The organism is Stenotrophomonas sp. P5_A8, from assembly GCF_056400545.1.
The window spans coordinates 1-17810 of sequence record NZ_JBFULB010000048.1 but is presented as its reverse complement, the minus strand read 5'-3'; the positions used below and the strand labels follow the sequence as shown (position 1 = coordinate 17810).

Sequence of the window (17810 nt, the reverse complement as noted above, 5' to 3'; positions counted from 1 at the left end):
CCCTGGTAGAGCCACCCCATGGGTGGCTGCACGCAACCCTGGTAGAGCCMCCCCACGGGTGGCTGCACGTAACCCGCCACGGAGAGCAGCCACCCATGGGGTGGCTCTACCTCCAACCCACGCCGTGTTCCGGTATCCGGGTGGCTTCCCGGCGATTACAGCTTCGCGCGCTGTCCGCGCAGGCCGTCCAGCTGGGCGGTCCATTCGACCAGGCGCACGCGCTCCTGTTCGACCACCGCCGCCGGCACCTTGTCGGTGAACTTGGCCAGCTTGGTCTCGCTCTTTTCCTTCTCCGACTCCACCCGGGCGATTTCCTTGTCCAGGCGCGCGCGTTCGGCGCCCAGGTCGACCAAGCCCTCCAGTGGCACCAGCAAGGTCAGATCGCCCACGATCGCGGCTGCGGCCGGCGGGGTGTCACTGCCGTTGGCCAGCCACTCGATGCGCTCCAGCTTGAGCAGGAAGGACAGCGAGGAGGTGAAGCGGGTCATGCGCGCGCGGTCGTCGTCGTTGCCCCCCTGCAGCAGCAGGCTGACCTGCTTGGACGGCGGCACGTTCAATTCGCTGCGCACGCGGCGCAGCGCGTTGACCATCGACTTCACCCATTCCACGTCGGCCTCGGCGCGGGCGAAATCCCCGGCGAACTCCTCGGCGGTCGGGTACGGACGCAGCGAGAGGGTGTCCTCGGTGATGCCCAGGCGCGGGGCGACCTGGCGCCACAGCTGCTCGGTGACGAACGGGGTCAGCGGGTGCAGCAGGCGCAGCAGCGCTTCGAGCACGTACAGCAGGGTGTGGCGGGTGCTGTTGGCATCGTCGGCATCGGCACCGTTGAGCGCCGGCTTGGTCAGTTCCAGGAACCAGTCGCAGAACTCGTTCCAGGCAAACTCGTACAGGCACTGCGCGAGCAGGTCGAAGCGGTAGTTGGCGTAGTGCGTCTGCGCCTCGGTCGACACCGCCGCCAGCCGCGACAGAATCCAGCGCTCGGCATCGGTGCGCGGCTGCGGCACGCCGGTGAAGCTGCTGCCCTCGGTGTTCATCAGGGTGAAGCGGCTGGCGTTCCACAGCTTGTTGCAGAAGTTCTTGTAGCCCTCGGCGCGGCTCATGTCGAACTTGATGTCGCGGCCGTGGGTGGCCAGCGCGGCGATGGTGAAGCGCAGCGCATCGGCACCGTGGGCGATGATGCCCTCGGGGAATTCGCGGCGGGTGGCCTTCTCGATCTTCGGCGCGTCCTTGGGCTTCATCAGCCCGGTGGTGCGCTTGGCGATCAGGTCCTCGAGCGAGATGCCGTCGATGATGTCCAACGGATCGAGCACGTTGCCCTTGGACTTGGACATCTTCTGACCCTGCGCATCGCGGATCAGGCCGGTCATGTAGATGTCCTTGAACGGAATCTTCCCGGTGAAGCTGTCGGTGGCCATGATCATGCGGGCCACCCAGAAGAAGATGATGTCAAAGCCGGTGACCAGCACCGCCGAGGGCAGGTAGCGCTCGAAACCGCGCGCGTCCATCGCCTGCTCGTTCGGCCAGCCCAGGGTGGAGAACGGCCACAGCTGCGAGGAGAACCAGGTCTCCAGCACGTCGCTGTCCTGGTGCAGGGCGACATCGGCGGCAAGGTTGTTCTTCGCGCGTGCCTCGGCTTCGTCGCGACCGACGTAGCAGTTGCCCGCCTCGTCGAACCACGCCGGGATGCGATGGCCCCACCACAGCTGGCGGCTGATGCACCAGTCCTGGATGTTCTCCATCCAGTGGCGGTAGGTGTTGATCCAGTTGGCCGGCACGAACTGGATCGACCCGTTCTCCACCAGCTCCAGGCCGCGCTTGGCCAGCACGTCCATCTTCACGAACCACTGGTCGGTCAGGTACGGCTCGATCACCTGCTGGGTACGATCGCCCCGCGGCACCTGCAGCTTGTGCGCCTTGGTTTCGACCAGGATGCCGAAGTCTTCGAGCTCGGCCAGGATCACCTTGCGCGCTTCGTAACGGTCCAGCCCGCGATATTTTTCCGGGGCGTTGTCGTTGATCGCCGCCGTCGGGGTGAACAGGTTGATCATCGGCAGGTTGTGGCGCACGCCGACCTGGTAATCGTTGAAGTCGTGCGCCGGGGTGACCTTGACCACGCCGGTGCCGAACGCACGGTCGACATAGTCATCGGCGATCACCGGAATCTCGCGGTCGGTCAGCGGCAGCTTCACCATCTTGCCGATCAGGTGCGCATAGCGTTCGTCTTCGGGGTGCACCATGACCGCGGTGTCGCCCAGCATGGTTTCCGGACGCGTGGTGGCCACGGTCAGGGTGCCGCTGCCATCGGCCAGCGGGTAGCTGATCGACCACAGGAAACCGTCTTCTTCCACGCTTTCCACTTCCAGGTCGGAAATGGCCGTCTTCAGCACCGGGTCCCAGTTGACCAGGCGCTGCCCACGGTAGATCAGGCCCTGCTCGTGCCAGCGCACGAAGGCTTCGATCACCGCCTCGGACGGCTGCGGGTCCATGGTGAAGGTGCTGCGCGACCAGTCGCTGGAGGTGCCCAGGCGGCGCATCTGGCGCTCGATGGTGTCACCGGACTGCGCCTTCCATTCCCACACCTTCTCGATGAAACCCTCGCGGCCCAGCGAATCGCGGGTCTCGCCCTGGCCGGCCAGCGCCAGGTTGCGGCTGACCACCATCTCGGTGGCAATGCCGGCGTGGTCGGTTCCCACCTGCCACAACGTGTCGTAGCCGCGCATGCGGTGATAGCGCACCAGCGCGTCCATCAGGGTCTGCTGGAAGGCATGGCCCATGTGCAGCGTGCCGGTTACGTTCGGCGGCGGCAGCAGGATGGTGTACGGCTCGCCCTTGCCGGACGGCTTGAAATGGCCGGCCTTCTCCCACGAGTCGTACAACTCGGTTTCAAAGGATTTGGGGTCGTAGCTGGGGGCGAGTTGGGTCATGCGGGAACCAGGATCGAAGACGAAAGGTGGGGTGCCGGAAGTTCAGCGCCCGAGGGCGCGACGGATCTTCTGGTCGGTATGGAACTGCGAGACCGCGTAGGCGGCCCAGATCGCGGCGGGCAGCCAGCCGATCAGCGTGATCTGCAGGATCAGGCAGAGGATGCCTGCGATCGGGCGGCCGATGGTGAAGAAGGCGAACCAGGGGAAGATCAGGGCGATCAACAGGCGCATCAAGAGGCTCCGGGTGCGGCGGCGGCCCGAGGGGCGCCGCGCGGGTTACATGTCGTACTTGTTCAGGTCAAAGCCCAGCGCCTTGTACTGGCGCCAGCGCTCGCGCAACGGCTCGCGCGCTTCCGGGTCGGCCGGTACCACTTCCAGCACGCGGTCGCACTCGGCCAGGTAGGGGTCATCGCGCAGGTTGATCACCAGCGGGCGCGCCGGGGCTGGCGTGCCGGGCACGGCGATCAGCACCAGTGCCTCTTCCTCGTCCATGTCTTCGCCGGCGATCTGATGCGGGATGTAGGCGTCGTTGTCGAACGCCCACAGCAGCTCGTCCAGCTCCTCGGCCTGGGCCTGGTCGCGTGCCAGCACCAGGGTGAACAGCCCGGCGTCGTTGGCCTTGCGGGCCAGTTCGCAGACCAGGCGCAAGGGCTCGGTCAGAAAGCGGGGCTTGGCGATCAGGTAGAAATCAGCACGGGACATGGCAGGGCCTGGAGCGGAGGGAGAACCCGGCGCCAGGCCGGGCGGGATCGCGGCCACCGCCAGGCGGCCGCGATCGGGCAGGGCATCAGGCGCGGGCGACCTGGTCCAGCAGCCACTGGCTCAGCAGGCCGACCGGACGACCGGTGGCCATGCCGCGCTTGCCTTCGTCGCTGGCCACGCCGGCGATGTCCAGGTGGGCCCAGCGCTGGCCGTCGGTGAAGCGCGACAGGAAGCAGCCGGCGGTGATCGCACCGGCCCAGCGACCGCCAATGTTGTAGACGTCGGCGAAGCTGGAATCCAGCATCGGCTGGTATTCGTCCCACAGCGGCAGGCGCCAGGCGCGGTCGAACACGTGCTCGCCAGCGGCCAGCAGTTCGTTGGCCAGGTCGTCATGCTTGGTCATCAGGCCGGCGGTCTGGTGGCCCAGCGCGACCAGGCAGGCGCCGGTCAGGGTGGCCACGTCGACCAGCGCGGCCGGCTCGAAGCGCTGGGCGTAGGTGAGGGCGTCACACAGGATCAGGCGGCCTTCGGCGTCGGTATTGCCCACTTCGATGGTCTTGCCCGACATCGAGGTGATCACGTCCGACGGGCGGTAGGCGTTGCCGTCGATGGCGTTTTCCACCGCCGGCACCACCACCACCAGGTTCAGCGGCAGTTTGGCGGTGACCGCCGCGACGAAGGTGCCGATGACGTTGGCACCGCCGCACATGTCGTATTTCATCTCTTCGATGCCGCCCTGGGTCTTCAGGTTGACGCCACCGGTATCGAAGGTGATGCCCTTGCCGACCAGCACGTAGGGCTTGGCGTCGCCGCCGTTGCTCCACTTCAGCACCACCAGGCGCGGGCGGTTGGCCGAGCCACGGGCCACGGCCAGCAGCGAGCCCATGCCAAGCGCTTCCATCTGGTGCTCGTCCAGGATCTCCGCTTCGGCACCCTCGTGGGCCTGGGCGAACGTCACCGAGGACTCGGCCAGGTAGGCCGGGGTGCAGAAGTTCGGCGGCAGGTTGCCCAGCTCGCGGGCGTACTGCACGCCGGCGGCGATGGCCTGGCCCTGCGCCAGCGCCTGGGTGTCGGTGCCGGCGATGGCCAGCTGGGTCAGGCCCGGCGCTTCGACCTTCTTCTTGCCCAGCGTGGCGCTGTAGCGGTATGCCGCGTGGTCGGCGGTGATGATGGCCTGGCGGATGTTCCAGGCGGCATCGCGGCCCTTGACCTCGATCTCGGTCAGGGTCAGCAGCGCGTGGTGGTTGACCCCGCTCTTGAGCGCGCGGCTGGCATCGCCCACCGCCTTGAGGTACTGCGGGACGCCGAACTTGGCCGGCTCGCCGAGCCCGACCACCAGCACGCGCGGCGCGTTGACGCCGGGYAGGTCGTGCAGCAGGGTGGTGGCGCCGGTCTTGCCGCCGACATCGCCGCGGGCCACCAGGGCCGACAGGCGACCACCGGAGGCGGTGTCCAGGGCCTGTGCCGCCGGGCTCAGGGTCTGGTCGGCATAGGCGCCGACGATGACGCAATCGAACGCGGCCGAGGCCGGCGTTGCGTGGTTCAGGGTGAATTCCAGGGCCATTGATCAGATTCCGTTGGCAAATCCGTACAATCGCGAGCTGTTTACGTCCCGTCGGTAGACTGGGCAGCATCGCGAACGAATCCGAGAGTTTAAACCACCGCCCCATGTCGAAGCTCGATCGCTATCTCCTGCGTGATTTCGTCCAGAGTTTCCTGGCCACCCTCATCGTTCTGCTGGTGGTGAGTGTCGGCGGTGTCCTGGTGGACATCCTCGGCAACATCGCCGACGGCCGCCTGCCCGCCCGCCTGCTGTTCTCCCAGCTGGGCCTGCAGTTCATCGTCTACATGCCGCTGATCCTGCCGCTGGCGCTGATGCTGGGGCTGATGCTGGCCACCGCACGGCTCTACCGCGACTCGGAAATGGCGGTGCTGACCGCGATCGGGGTGGGCCCGAAGCGGCTGCTGCGCCCGGTGCTGATGCTGGTGCTGCCGGTGGTGGGGCTGATCGCCCTGTGTTCGCTGTGGCTGGGGCCGTGGGCCGACCGCACCGGCGAGACCATGATCGAGGAGGCCAACCGCAGTGTGGTGATGGCCGGCCTGGAGTCGGGCAAATTCACTACCCTGCCCAATGGCGGGGTGGTCTACCTGTCCTCGGTATCGCCCGATGGCACCCAGCTGGGCAAGGTGTTCATGCAGCGGCAGAAGGAAGACCGCATCGAGGTGGTGTCGGCCGATCGCGGCCGGATGTTCTTCGAGGGCGCCCGCCAGCGCTACCTGGAGCTGGAAGACGGCCACCAGGTCGAAGGCCCGGCCAACGGCGCCCTGGACTACAAGCTGATGACCTTCGCGCGCAACGATGTGGCCATGCCCGACGGCGCCGACACCCGCGACAAGGACGACCCGGAGCTGCTGCCGACCGGGCAGCTGTTCGGCGATGCGCGCCCGGCCGCGCAGGCGCAGCTGCATTCGCGCATCACCCCGCCGCTGATCGCGCTGGCCTTTGCGTTGATGACGCTGCCGCTGGCGCGCAGTTCGCCGCGCCAGCAGCGCTACGGGCGGATGATGCTGGCGTTCCTGGCCTACATGGTGGGCATGAACCTGATGTTCATCGGCACGCGCTGGATCGCCGATGGAAAATTGTCCGGCAGTGTCGGCTTGTGGTGGCTGAGCCTGCCGCTGCTGGCGCTGGCGATCTGGATGTACCTGCGTGATGGCAAGCTGTCGCGCCCGCGGAGGACCGCATGAAGCTTCACCCGATGCGGTTTGATCTCTATCTCGGCCGGGCGGTCTTCAGCACCGTGCTGCTGACCTGGGCAGTGCTGGTGGGCCTGGACGTGGTGATGGCGTTCTCCGGCGAGTTCAAGGACGTCGGCAAGGGCAGCTATACGCTGGGCCATGCGGCGGCGTGGGTGTTGTATACGGTGCCGCGCCGGGCCTACACGTTCTTCCCGACGGCGGCGGTGATCGGCTCGCTGATGGGCCTGGGCCAGCTGGCGGCGACCTCGGAGCTGACCGCGCTGCGTGCGCTTGGCCTGTCGCGCAAACGCCTGAGTGCGTCGGTGGCGATCGCGCTGTCGTTGCTGACGGCGGTGATGGTGTTCAGCGGCGAGACGCTGGCGCCGTGGGCGCAGAGCCGGGCCGACGACATCAAGATGAGCGCCAAGTGGGGCAACAGCATGGCCGTGGCGCGGTATTCGGGCGTGTGGGCGCGCGAGGGCGATACGTTCCTCAATGCCGGCGCGGGCGATGAGCAGTTGCTGCCCGGCGGTGGCACCAAGCTGGTGCTGCGCGATGTACGGCTGTACAAGATTGGTGACGACGGGCGGTTGGCTTCGTTGACCTATGCCGGCTCGGCCGAGCATGACAAGGACGGCTGGGTGCTGAAGAAAGTGCGCCGGGATACGTTCGGCGAGCGCTCGGCGACGCGTGAGACGGTGGAATCCGAACCGTGGAATTCGCGCCTGGATGCGGCGGCGCTGGCCAGCGGTATTTCCAAGCCGCGCAACCTGACGGCGATGGATCTGCGCACGAGCATCGAGTACCGCAAGCGCAACGGGCTGGATTCGCGCGATTACGAAGACATCTACTGGAGCCGGTGGTTCTATCCGGTGAACGTGCTGGCGTTGTGCCTGGCAGCGGTGCCGTTCGCGTTCGGGTCGCTGCGCAGTGGCGGCATGGGCAAGCGGCTGTTCCTGGGCATCCTGTTCGCGCTGGGCTTCTGGTTGCTGCAGTTGTTCTTCGGCCGCATGGCCGGTGCGCTGAAGTTCGACTACCGCATCGCCTACGCGCTGCCGCCGATCGTGATGCTGGCCGTGTCGGGGATGCTGTTCCGGCGCAAGTCGGGGTAATTCAGCCGCTGGGGTCCTGCGTGTTGCTCATGGTGGAAGGCGGATGGCGGAGGGGAGGCGTCTCTCCCGGCTATCGCGGGAGAGGGCCAGGCAGCCCCATCCACGACACGCCGTAAACCCCTCCCTGGGGGCTCGTTCACGGCATCCATGCCGTGCACGGTCCTGGAGGGGGCTGCCTGACCCTCTCTGCACGGTTTGTCGTGTGCGAGGAGGGAGAGCGTCGCCCCAGCGCGCCGTATACGCCCCCGACCAGCACCAGGCCTGCCGGCACGGAACAACGCGATCGCAGAACGGCCGGGTAGAGCCACGCCATGCGTGGCTGCCCCTCGCGCGGCAATCAAATGCCAATGGCCCCCATGCCGACCCAACAGTCAGCCTCCACGCGTTGCGTGGTTTCACCGCTTCGGCAGGCGTCGCACCCGAGTGCCGCTGGCACGGTCGTGCCAGCTCAGGCGTTGGCGGTCGATCAACGTCCACCACAAACCCAGGCCGCCGAGCAGCAGCGACACGGTGCCGACGCTGTAACGCAGCCACAACTGGCGGCGGGTGGGGGGCGTTCCAGCGGGCGTGGTCACCTGCAGCCGCCATGGGCGCATGCCCAGGGTCTGGCCACCGCGACGCCAGCTCAACGTGGCGTACAGGCCGGTGACGATCCAGCAGCACAGCCAGAGCAGCCATTGCAGGGCGCTGAAGGCCGGTATGTTCTCGCGCTCGGCGTGGCCGGACAGGGTGTAGGCCACGGTGAACACGGTGCCGACCAGCATCCACAGCGCGAGCGCGGGAAACAGGTCGTAGAGCAGGGCCAGCAGGCGCCACAGCAGCAGCGTGGCGGGGCGGTCGGCGGTTGCGCTGGGGACGGTGGTGGCCATGGGCCGAGCATACCTGCGCGCTGGCGTCGGTTCGATGGCTGCGATGCGCCCGGCTCCGTATGCTGGTGACATGTCCGATGCCACTACCCCCGCGCTGCGCCGTCAGTTGGTCCAGCAGCTGCCGCCCTTGCGCGACGACGACAACCTGCTGATCCAGCGCTTCCTCGATGCGATCTGGGCCGAGCAGGGGTTGGCGCGCGCCAGTCTGGACAGCTACCGGCGCGACCTGGAAGGGCTGGCGCGTTGGCGTGACGGGGCCGGCGGCGGGCTGGCCGCGATCGATCGGGCCGGCTTGTTCGATTACCTGGCCTGGCGCGCGCGGCATGGCTGGTCGCCACGCAGCAACGCGCGGCTGCTGTCTGCCTTGCGCGCGTTCTTCGCCGATGCGCTGCGGCGCGGTCAGCGCAGCGAGGACCCCAGCGCGCTGCTGGACCCGCCGCGGTTGCCGCGGCTGCTGCCCAAGGCGCTGGCCGAAAGCCAGATCGACGCGCTGCTGGATGCGCCGGATATCGCCTCCCCGCTGGGCCTGCGCGACCGGGCGATGCTGGAGCTGATGTACGCCGCCGGGCTGCGCGTGAGCGAGCTGGTGGAACTGCCGGCCAACGCGGTCAACCTGCGCCAGGGCGTGCTGCGGGTGACCGGCAAGGGCAGCAAGGAGCGCCTGGTGCCGCTGGGCGAGGAATCCCAGCACTGGCTGGAGCGCTACCTGGCCGAATCGCGCCCGCAGCTGGCCGGCAAGCGCACGGTGCCAGGCGGTGCGGACGGGTCGGTGCCGATGTTCGTGGCCCCCTCGCTGCAGCCGCTCAGCCGCCAGCAGTTCTGGGCACTGGTGAAGAAGTACGCGGTGCTGGCCGGGATCGATCCGGTCCGGATCAGCCCGCACGGGCTGCGCCATAGCTTTGCCACCCACCTGCTCAACCGGGGCGCGGACCTGCGCGCGCTGCAGATGCTGCTGGGCCACAGTTCGCTGTCCACCACCCAGATCTACACCCTGGTGGCGCGCGAACACCTGCAGAAACTGCACGCCAGGCACCATCCGCGCGGCTGAGGTAGTGGCGGCGCGGCAGCTGACGCCGGTCACTGTTCCACTGCGGTCCAGCTGCGGGTGTGGGCGGCTGTGCGAGAATCAGCGCCATCTTCTTTGTCCCCGGATCGCTCGATGCTCCGTGTTGCCATTGCCGCGCTCCTCGGCGCGCTCAGCCTGACTGCCTGCGCGCAGCAGCCCTCCGCTCCGGCCGCCAGCAAGGGCGCGTCGGCCCCGGCCAGTGCGGCGGCCCCGGCCGACGGCAACGCCGACCAGCGCGTGCGCAAGGCGCTGCAGCAGCTGGACCCCAAGTTCACCCCGGACTACATCGGCGCGGCGCCGTTCCCGGGCTTCCGCGAGGTGCTGGTGGGCGGGCAGGTGCTGTATGTGACCGATGACGGCCGCTACCTGATGCAGTCCCAGCCGTACGACATCCAGAACAAGGCGCCGGTCAGCAGCGCCGGCCTGCTCAGCTACCGCCAGAAGCTGCTGGCGAAGGTGCCGCAGAGCGAGCGCATCGTGTTCGCCGCGCCCAACGCCAAGTACACCATCAGTGTGTTCACCGATATCGAGTGCGGCTACTGCCGCAAGCTGCACCAGGACATCGCCGAGCTCAACCGCAACGGCATCAGCGTGGAATACCTCGCCTTCCCGCGCATGGGCCTGGGCAGCCAGGACTACACCGACATGATCTCGGTGTGGTGCGCGGCCGATCGCAAGCAGGCGCTGACCGCGGCCAAGACCGGCAAGCCGGTCACACCGAAGAACTGCACCAATCCGGTGGCCATGCAGTACACGTTGGGCCAGCAGATGGGCGTCAACGGCACCCCGGCGATCTTTGCGCCCGATGGCACCCAGCTCGGCGGCTACGTGCCGCCGGCACAGCTGAAGGCCGCGCTGGAGCGGATCACCGCCGGCGGCAGCCGCTGAAACAAACAACGCCCCGGCATCGCCGGGGCGTTGTTGTAAGGGGGCATGCCCGACCGTGGGTCGGTTCCCCGTCAGTTCAACCCGTCGCGGATCGCCTTGGTCAACGTGCCCTGGGCGTCATCCCCGCTGAACTCCCAGAAGAACGCGCCGCCCAGTCCCTGGGTTTTCACGTAGCCCATCTTCTCGGTGACCATCGCCGGGGTGTCGAAGCTCCAGAACGTGGTGCCGTTGGAGATCCACGTGGCCTTGGCGACGCTGTCGGTGTAGCCCGGCCAGGCCAGGTTCTTGAGCACCTTCCAGTCTTCGATGCCGGCCTCATACGTGCCCGGCGCGGCGCCGCTGGCGCTCTTGTACAGGCCGTTGTTGCCGCTGGCCACGCCGGTCCAGCCGCGCCCGTAGTAGCCGATGCCCAGGTTCAACTTGGACGCCGGCACGCCGCGGCTGAGGAAGGCCTCCATCGCATCGTTGCTGTTGTAGAGCTTCTGGTCGCCGGTGGACGGATCGGCCGGTGAGTCGAACAGCGCCGAGTGATGGTTGGTCTGCGGATCCCACGCACCGTGGAAGTCGTAGGTCATCACGTTGATGAAGTCCAGGTACGGGTGGTACGCGGCCGGGTCGGTCACGCGCACCTTGTCGATGCCCGCACCCACCGCCACCGTCAGCAACAGCCCCGGGCGCACCGCATCGAGCTGGCGGCGGAACTCGCCCAGCAGCGCGGTGTAGTTGGCGTTGTCGGCCGGGGTGCCGCAACTCAGCCCGCAGGCCACCGGATACTCCCAGTCGAYGTCGATGCCATCGAACACACCGGCCGCCGCGCCCACGCCACCGGCGCCGTCGGTGACCGGCAGGTTGCCCTTGATGTAGGCATCGATGCACGAGGCGACGAAGGCCTGGCGGTTGGCGGGCTGCGCCGCGCTGGAGAACCCGCGCGACCAGGTCCAGCCGCCCAGCGAGATCAGCACCTTTACGTTCGGGTGCTTGGCCTTGAGCTGCTTGAGCTGGTTCCAGTTGCCGCGAAGCGGCTGGTCCCAGGTATCGGCGCCACCGCTCACGCTCTCGCCGGCACCAAAGGCCTTGGTGTAATCGGCGAAGGCATCGCCGCCCACCCCGGTGTTCGGGTCCGAGGCCTGGGTCACGCCGACTTCGCAGCGATTGTTGCGCACGTTGCCGAAGGCGTAGTTGATGTGGGTCAGGCGCGCGGCCGAGCCGCTGGTGTCGATGTTCTTGACCCGGTAATTGCGCCCGTAGATGCCCCACTGGGTGAAGTACCCGATCACCCGCTTGCTGCCGCCGCCGCCGCCGGCCGCGGTAGTCACACTGATCGAGCCGCTTTGCGCCGAGGCGTTGCCGGCGTTGTCGCGTGCGCGCACGGTGTAGGCGTAGGCGGTGCTGGCGGTGAGTCCGCCGTCGGTGTACTGGGTGGCGCTGGGCGAGCCGACCAGGCTGCCGTTGCGGTACACGTCGTAGCCGGCCACGCCGCTGCCGCCGCTGTTGTCGGTGGCCGCGCTCCAGGCCAGGTTGACCGTGGTGGCGGTTTTGGAGGGCGAGGCCAGGCCACCGGGCACGCTCGGCGGGGTGGTGTCGTTGCTGGCGGCAGTGACGGTCACGCTGACCGTGGTGGAGGAAGTCACCGCATTGTTGTTGTCGGTGGCCACCGCCTTGAAGGTGTGGCTGCCGGCGCTCGCGTTGGCCCAGGTCACGCTGTACGGCGCGCTGGTGTCGATGCCCAGCGAGGTGCCGCCGCGGAAGAACTCGACCTTGCTGACGCTGCCGTCGGTGTCACTGGCGTTGGCACTGACGGTGATGCTGCTGCCGGCGGTGAAGCTGGCGCCCGCGGCGGGCGAGGTCAGGCTGACGCTGGGCGGCTGGTTGCTGCCACTGCCATCGCAGGCGCCCAGGTTGGTGTAGTAGGGCGCGCCAGCGGGGTGGTCGGGCGGGGCGTTCCAGATGTCCTGGTTGGCCCGGTACAGCACGCCGCCCTTCTGCAGGGTGGTGCCGGACAGGTAGATCACCGCCGGGTTCCATTCCGGGGCCCCGGTACAGTTCGCGGCCAGCGCCAGGGTGGGGGTGGTGGTCGCGGCGGCTGCAGCCAGGGCCAGGGCCAGCAGCCAGCGTTTGCGGCGGCCTGCCGCAAGGGAGGATATCGATGTCACCGCACTGCGCATCATCGGGTCAGGCATGGTCTTACTCCGATCTAGTGATGGGCGCGGGCCGCCGGGTGGGGCGGCCMGCGTGCAGCAGGTCCGGGCGCCGGGGAGAGGCCGGCAACAGCAGTGGGGGCGGACGAGGACCTGGCCGCAAAGCAGGCCAGCCAGGTGGTGATAACGTTGTCATGCATTCCGCCAGCAATCCGTGAACCAGCGCATGGTTCGGCCGTGAAGGCCTACGGGCGGCGGTCAGCGGTCGGGGCGGCCGCGGCGGTGGACTTGGGTACAATAGTGGGCCCGTTTCCAACCACGGTTCCCCGGACATGATGGTCCTCGAGGGCGCATCCGCCCTTTCGCCGTTCCGCCGCGAACGTCTTGAATCCCGCCTGCAGTCCCTGGCCACCGATCTGCGCATCACCGGTGCCTGGCATGTCTACTTCATCCAGACCGAGGGCGATGCGGCCCCGGACCCGGTGATCCTGAGCCGGATCCTGGAGGCCCAGCCGGACCTGGCGGGGCGTGAAGACGGCGCGGTATCGCGCTTCGTGGTGCCGCGCCTGGGCACGCTGTCGCCGTGGTCGAGCAAGGCCACCGAACTGGTGCGTGGTGCCGGGCAGCCGATCCGACGGGTCGAACGTGGCCTGCGCATCGACCTGGCCGGCTGGCCGGCCGATGCCGCCGCGCAGGAAGCGGTGATCCGCGCCCTGCACGACCCGATGACCCAGTCCGTACTGGCCCAGGCCGAACAGGCGCAGGCGCTGTTCAGCGCGCCGGCCCGTGGCGAACTGGAGCGGATCGCGCTGGAGGACCTGGAAGCGGCCAACCGCCGCCTCGGCCTGGCCATGGCCCAGGATGAGATCGACTACCTGCGCCAGCGCTTCGGCGAGCTGGGCCGCACGCCGTCGGACGTCGAACTGATGATGTTCGCGCAGGCCAATTCCGAGCACTGCCGGCACAAGATCTTCAATGCCAGCTGGACCATCGACGGCGCCGACCAGTCGCATTCGCTGTTCCGGATGATCAAGAACACCCACCAGCAGACCCCGCAGCACACGTTGAGCGCCTACAGCGACAACGCCGCGGTGGTCGCCGGTTTCCCGGCAGCGCGCTACCGTCCGGACCCGGCCAGCGGCGAGTACCGCAGCGAAGCGGTGGTCGATTCGGCGTTCTGCATCAAGGTCGAAACGCACAACCACCCGACCGCGATCGCCCCGTTCCCGGGTGCGGCCACCGGTGCGGGCGGTGAGATCCGCGACGAAGGCGCGACCGGCCGCGGCGGCAAGCCCAAGGCCGGCCTGACCGGCTTCTCGGTCTCGCACCTGCGCATCCCGACGCTGCCGCAGCCGTGGGAAGCGCCGCGCGCGCTCAACCCGCGCATGGCCCCGGCGCTGGACATCATGCTGGACGGCCCGCTCGGCGGCGCCGCGTTCAACAATGAATTCGGCCGCCCGAACCTGCTCGGCTATTTCCGCAGCTTCGAGCTGCCCGAAGGGCAGGGCCTGACCCGCGCCTACGACAAGCCGATCATGCTCGCCGGTGGGCTCGGTGCGATCGACCAGAACCAGGTCGAGAAGCTGCGCCTGCAGCCGGGCGATGCCGTGATCGTGCTCGGTGGCCCGGCGATGCTGATCGGCCTCGGCGGCGGTGCCGCCAGCTCGGTGGCGTCGGGTGAGAGCGCCGAAGACCTCGATTTTGCCAGCGTGCAGCGCGACAACCCGGAAATGGAGCGTCGCTGCCAGGAAGTGATCGACCGCTGCGTCGCGCTCGGCCTGGACAACCCGATCCGCTGGTTCCATGACGTCGGTGCCGGCGGCCTGTCCAACGCGATCCCGGAACTGCTGCACGACTCCGGCGTGGGCGGCGTGATCGACCTGGGCAAGGTGCCCACCGACGATCCGTCGCTGTCGCCGATGCAGCTGTGGTGCAACGAATCGCAGGAGCGCTACGTGCTCGGCGTACCGCAGGCGCGCCTGGCCGAATTTGCCGCGCTGTGCGCGCGCGAGCGCTGCCCGTTCGCCGCGGTTGGCGTGGCCACCGCCGAAGAACGCCTGGTCGTGGCCTACGGTGCGACCGTGGGCAATACGCCGGCCGATGCGCCGATCGACCTGCCGATGGACGTGCTGTTCGGCAAGGCACCAAAGATGCACCGCGATGCCACGCACCCGCCGGCACCGCGCTGGCCGGCGCTGAAGACGGCCGGGCTGGACCTGCATGAAGCTGGCCTGCGCGTCCTCGCGCACCCGTCGGTGGCGTCCAAGAATTTCCTGGTCACCATCGGCGACCGCAGCGTTGGCGGGCTGACCGCGCGCGAACAGATGATCGGCCCGTGGCAGCTGCCGTTGGCCGATGTGGCCATCACCCTGGCCGGTTTCGATACCGTCGCCGGTGAGGCGATGGCGATCGGCGAGCGCACTCCGTTGGCCCTGCTCAATGCGGCCGCATCGGCGCGCATGGCGGTGGGCGAAGCGATCACCAACCTGTGCGCCGCCCCGGTGGACGCGCTGGACACGGTGAAGCTGTCGGCCAACTGGATGGCGGCGGCCGGCCACGAGGGCGAAGACGCGCTGCTGTACGACGCAGTGCGCGCGGTGGGCATGGAACTGTGCCCGCAGCTGGACCTGAGCATTCCGGTCGGCAAGGATTCGCTGTCGATGCAGGCCCAGTGGCAGGCCGATGGCCAGGCGCACAAGTCGGTGTCGCCGGTGTCGCTGGTGATCACCGCCTTTGCGCCGGTCGCCGACGCCAGCGCACAGCTGACCCCGCTGCTCGACCGCGACACCGACAGCGAGTTGTGGCTGATCGGCCTAGGCGCCGGCAAGCAGCGCCTGGGCGGTTCGATCCTGGCCCAGGTGCATGCCGACCACAGCGCCCTGCCGGCCTTCGCCGGGGCGGCGCCGGACCTGGACGATGCACAGCGCCTGCGTGCGTTCTTCGAACTGATCCGCGATGCGCGCCAGTCCGGCCTGCTGCTGGCCTACCACGACCGCAGCGATGGCGGCGCGTTTGCCGCGCTGTGCGAAATGGCCTTCGCCTCGCGCCTGGGCCTGGACATCACCCTGGATGCCTGGGGCGATGATCCGTTCCGCAGCCTGTTCAATGAAGAACTGGGGGCGGTGGTGCAGATCGCCCGGGAAGACCGCGCGGCCTTTGCCGACCTGGTCGAGCGGCATGCGCTGACCGAATGCGCCCAGCGCATCGCGCGCCCGACCACCGCCCCGGTGGTGCGGGTGTCGCTGCAGGGCGAGAGCCTGGTGGAGTGGCGCTGGGAAGCGCTGTTCGATGCCTGGTGGTCGGTCACCCACGCCATGCAGAAGCTGCGCGACAACCCGGACAGCGCCGACCAGGAGCGTGCGATCGCGCGCAACTTCAACGCGCCGGGCCTGAAGCCGAAACTCAGCTTCGACATCAATGAAGATGTGGCAGCGCCGTACATGGATGTGCCCGTGTCGCGGGCGCAGGATGCGCAGGGGCGACCGCCCTTCATCAACACCGGCGCGCGTCCGCGCGTGGCGGTGCTGCGCGAGCAGGGCGTCAACGGCCAGATCGAGATGGCCAACATCTTCGAGCGTGCCGGTTTCAGCGCGTATGACGTGCACATGAGCGACCTGATCGAAGGCCGCGTCGCGTTGTCCGACTTCACCGGCCTGGTTGCCTGTGGCGGCTTCAGTTACGGCGACGTGCTCGGCGCCGGTCGTGGCTGGGCCACCTCGGTACTGGAGCGCAGCGCGCTGCGCGATGCCTTCGCCGGCTTCTTCGCACGCCAGGACAGCTTCGCGCTGGGCGTATGCAACGGCTGCCAGATGATGAGCCAACTCAAGGACATCATCCCCGGTGCCGAGCACTGGCCGCAGTTCCGCCGCAACCGCAGCGAGCAGTTCGAAGCCCGTACCGCACTGCTGGAAGTGGTGGAATCGCCGTCGATCCTGCTGCGTGGCATGGCCGGCTCGCGCCTGCCCGTGGCCGTGGCCCACGGTGAAGGCCAGGCGGTATTCGCCACGGCCGTGGACCAGGCCGCGGCGCGCGTTGCATTGCGCTACGTGGATGGCGATGGCAACGTGGCCACCCAGTACCCGCTCAATCCGAACGGTTCGCCGGACGGCATCACCGGCCTGACCAACACCGACGGTCGGGTCACCATCATGATGCCGCATCCCGAACGCACCCCGCGCGCACTCAACCTGAGCTGGCGTCCAAGCGAATGGCAGGGCGATTCCCCATGGCTGCGCATGTTCCGGAACGCACGCGTATGGTGCGGCTGATACTGCGCACGCGCCCGTTGTCGATGCGGTGAAAACCGCGTGAAGAAACCGCCGGCACTCCCGGCGGTTTCTTTTTGTGCGCAGCGGAAAATGATCCCCAGCAATGAGTTACAGCGTGTTTCAGTGTGAAACCGCGTTATGACCATTACTCACATGAAACTAACGAAATAAGGGTGTTTTGCGCCGTTTTTGTGACGGATTTGGCGGTCATGAGTTTTTGAGAGTCAAAGTGTTGACGTTCTTGCCACGGTGCGTTAACACTGATTGCTCATTTCGGAAGCATTCAGTTCTGCAGTACCGCATGGATGGCGAGTCGGCTGTACGTCTGTAGCGAGCCATTCGGCGCAACGCACTAAATCAAGCGAGTAAACGCCCCCAGGGGACGTTGGACCATGCGGTCCGGCGTTGGCGTCGCTTTGCCCAAAACCAGCCCACTCAGGAGTCGCATCGATGAATCGGATTTATCGCAAGGTCTGGAACAAAGCACTGGGGCAGATGGTCGTTGCCTCGGAATTGGCCAGCAGCCAGTCCGCCGGCGTGGTCATCGACCAGCGACGATCCACCGACACGCGCGGCACGTCGCTGCTGTCGGCCGCCATCGCATTGACGCTGGGAGCGGGTATCGCCGGGTTCGCACCAGGTGCGCAGGCGCAGTCGGTGGAAGTGGGCGGCAATGCCAACTGCGTGGTGCTCAACAGCTCGGTGATCGACAGCTGCGTGGTCGACGGCAACGCCACCGCGTCCGGCACCAATGCCGTGGCGATCGGCAGCAACAGCACCGCCTCGGCCAATAACAGCGTTGCGCTCGGCGCAGGCTCGAAGGCCAACCGCGTCAACACCGTCTCCGTCGGTGATGCCGGCAAGGAACGCCAGGTCACCAACGTGGCCGCCGGCACCGCCGCCACCGACGCGGTGAACAAGGCACAGCTGGACAAGGTTGCGGTCGCCGCCGAAGGCGCGACCCGCTATTTCAAGGCCGWCGGCGCGGGCAACAACAGCGACGCGGCGAAGATCGACGGTGCCGGCGCACTTGCCGCCGGCGCCGGTGCCATCGCCGACGGCGTCGGCGCCACCGCGCTGGGGCAGGGCAGCCAGGCGCTGGCC

12 protein-coding genes are annotated in these 17810 nt (G+C 68.0%); 6 read left to right on the top strand and 6 right to left on the bottom strand.

The annotated features are described in order from the left end of the window. Window positions 1-155: 155 nt before the first annotated feature. The 4 genes from AC1DQP_RS05690 to AC1DQP_RS05675 form a co-directional block, all read right to left on the bottom strand. Window positions 156-2924 (bottom strand): valine--tRNA ligase, encoded by a 2769-nt coding sequence (locus AC1DQP_RS05690; RefSeq protein WP_457319188.1) that lies wholly within the window; start codon window positions 2922-2924, stop codon window positions 156-158. A 42-nt stretch (window positions 2925-2966) separates the two neighbouring features. Next, window positions 2967-3155, bottom strand: coding sequence for a YqaE/Pmp3 family membrane protein (locus tag AC1DQP_RS05685; protein WP_088432079.1), 189 nt, complete (start codon window positions 3153-3155; stop codon window positions 2967-2969). A gap of 45 nt (window positions 3156-3200) precedes the next feature. Further along, complete coding sequence (locus AC1DQP_RS05680) at window positions 3201-3626, bottom strand: DNA polymerase III subunit chi (protein ID WP_259207039.1); 426 nt, start codon at window positions 3624-3626, stop codon at window positions 3201-3203. Between the two features lie 85 nt (window positions 3627-3711). Further along, on the bottom strand, window positions 3712-5190 hold the full coding sequence (locus AC1DQP_RS05675; RefSeq protein WP_478051238.1) for a leucyl aminopeptidase: 1479 nt from the start codon (window positions 5188-5190) through the stop codon (window positions 3712-3714). A gap of 104 nt (window positions 5191-5294) precedes the next feature. Between AC1DQP_RS05675 and lptF the strand changes: the two genes are divergently transcribed. Both lptF and lptG read left to right on the top strand, forming a co-directional pair. After that, window positions 5295-6374, top strand: coding sequence for an LPS export ABC transporter permease LptF (gene lptF / locus AC1DQP_RS05670; protein WP_256775354.1), 1080 nt, complete (start codon window positions 5295-5297; stop codon window positions 6372-6374). Beyond that, window positions 6371-7477: an LPS export ABC transporter permease LptG gene (gene lptG / locus AC1DQP_RS05665; protein WP_457318238.1), complete on the top strand. Its 1107-nt coding sequence runs from the start codon at window positions 6371-6373 to the stop codon at window positions 7475-7477. Before lptF ends, lptG begins: the two co-directional genes overlap by 4 nt. Window positions 7478-7872: 395 nt before the next feature. Here lptG and AC1DQP_RS05660 read toward each other — a convergent pair whose 3' ends face one another. Further along, window positions 7873-8346 carry an RDD family protein gene (locus AC1DQP_RS05660; protein ID WP_457318237.1) on the bottom strand — a complete coding sequence of 158 codons (474 nt, stop codon included), beginning with the start codon at window positions 8344-8346 and terminating at the stop codon, window positions 7873-7875. A gap of 70 nt (window positions 8347-8416) precedes the next feature. Between AC1DQP_RS05660 and xerD the strand changes: the two genes are divergently transcribed. Both xerD and AC1DQP_RS05650 read left to right on the top strand, forming a co-directional pair. Beyond that, a complete protein-coding gene (gene xerD, locus AC1DQP_RS05655) occupies window positions 8417-9394 on the top strand; it encodes a site-specific tyrosine recombinase XerD (protein ID WP_457318236.1) in 978 nt (325 codons plus the stop codon). Window positions 9395-9505: 111 nt separating this feature from the next. Next, entirely contained in the window at window positions 9506-10300 is a 795-nt protein-coding gene (locus AC1DQP_RS05650; protein WP_256775358.1) for a thioredoxin fold domain-containing protein, read from the top strand. Window positions 10301-10371: 71 nt separating this feature from the next. Here the strand turns inward: AC1DQP_RS05650 and AC1DQP_RS05645 are convergent, their stop codons facing one another. Then, window positions 10372-12480 carry a glycosyl hydrolase family 18 protein gene (locus tag AC1DQP_RS05645; protein WP_478051237.1) on the bottom strand — a complete coding sequence of 703 codons (2109 nt, stop codon included), beginning with the start codon at window positions 12478-12480 and terminating at the stop codon, window positions 10372-10374. 290 nt (window positions 12481-12770) lie between these two features. On the opposite strand from AC1DQP_RS05645, the gene purL reads away from it, so the two are divergent. Both purL and AC1DQP_RS05635 read left to right on the top strand, forming a co-directional pair. After that, window positions 12771-16706, top strand: a complete 3936-nt coding sequence (purL, locus tag AC1DQP_RS05640) for a phosphoribosylformylglycinamidine synthase (protein WP_457318234.1) — start codon at window positions 12771-12773, stop codon at window positions 16704-16706. A 450-nt stretch (window positions 16707-17156) separates the two neighbouring features. Then, on the top strand, window positions 17157-17810 hold a 654-nt coding region (locus AC1DQP_RS05635; RefSeq protein ID WP_478051236.1), incomplete at its 3' end, for an ESPR domain-containing protein.

Coding starts and splice junctions, on each gene's coding strand:
- AC1DQP_RS05690 (WP_457319188.1), bottom strand. CDS start 2,924: ATGACCCAACTCGCCCCCAGCTACGACCCCAAATCCTTTGAAACCGAG.
- AC1DQP_RS05685 (WP_088432079.1), bottom strand. CDS start 3,155: ATGCGCCTGTTGATCGCCCTGATCTTCCCCTGGTTCGCCTTCTTCACC.
- AC1DQP_RS05680 (WP_259207039.1), bottom strand. CDS start 3,626: ATGTCCCGTGCTGATTTCTACCTGATCGCCAAGCCCCGCTTTCTGACC.
- lptF (WP_256775354.1), top strand. CDS start 5,295: ATGTCGAAGCTCGATCGCTATCTCCTGCGTGATTTCGTCCAGAGTTTC.
- lptG (WP_457318238.1), top strand. CDS start 6,371: ATGAAGCTTCACCCGATGCGGTTTGATCTCTATCTCGGCCGGGCGGTC.
- AC1DQP_RS05660 (WP_457318237.1), bottom strand. CDS start 8,346: ATGGCCACCACCGTCCCCAGCGCAACCGCCGACCGCCCCGCCACGCTG.
- xerD (WP_457318236.1), top strand. CDS start 8,417: ATGTCCGATGCCACTACCCCCGCGCTGCGCCGTCAGTTGGTCCAGCAG.
- AC1DQP_RS05650 (WP_256775358.1), top strand. CDS start 9,506: ATGCTCCGTGTTGCCATTGCCGCGCTCCTCGGCGCGCTCAGCCTGACT.
- purL (WP_457318234.1), top strand. CDS start 12,771: ATGATGGTCCTCGAGGGCGCATCCGCCCTTTCGCCGTTCCGCCGCGAA.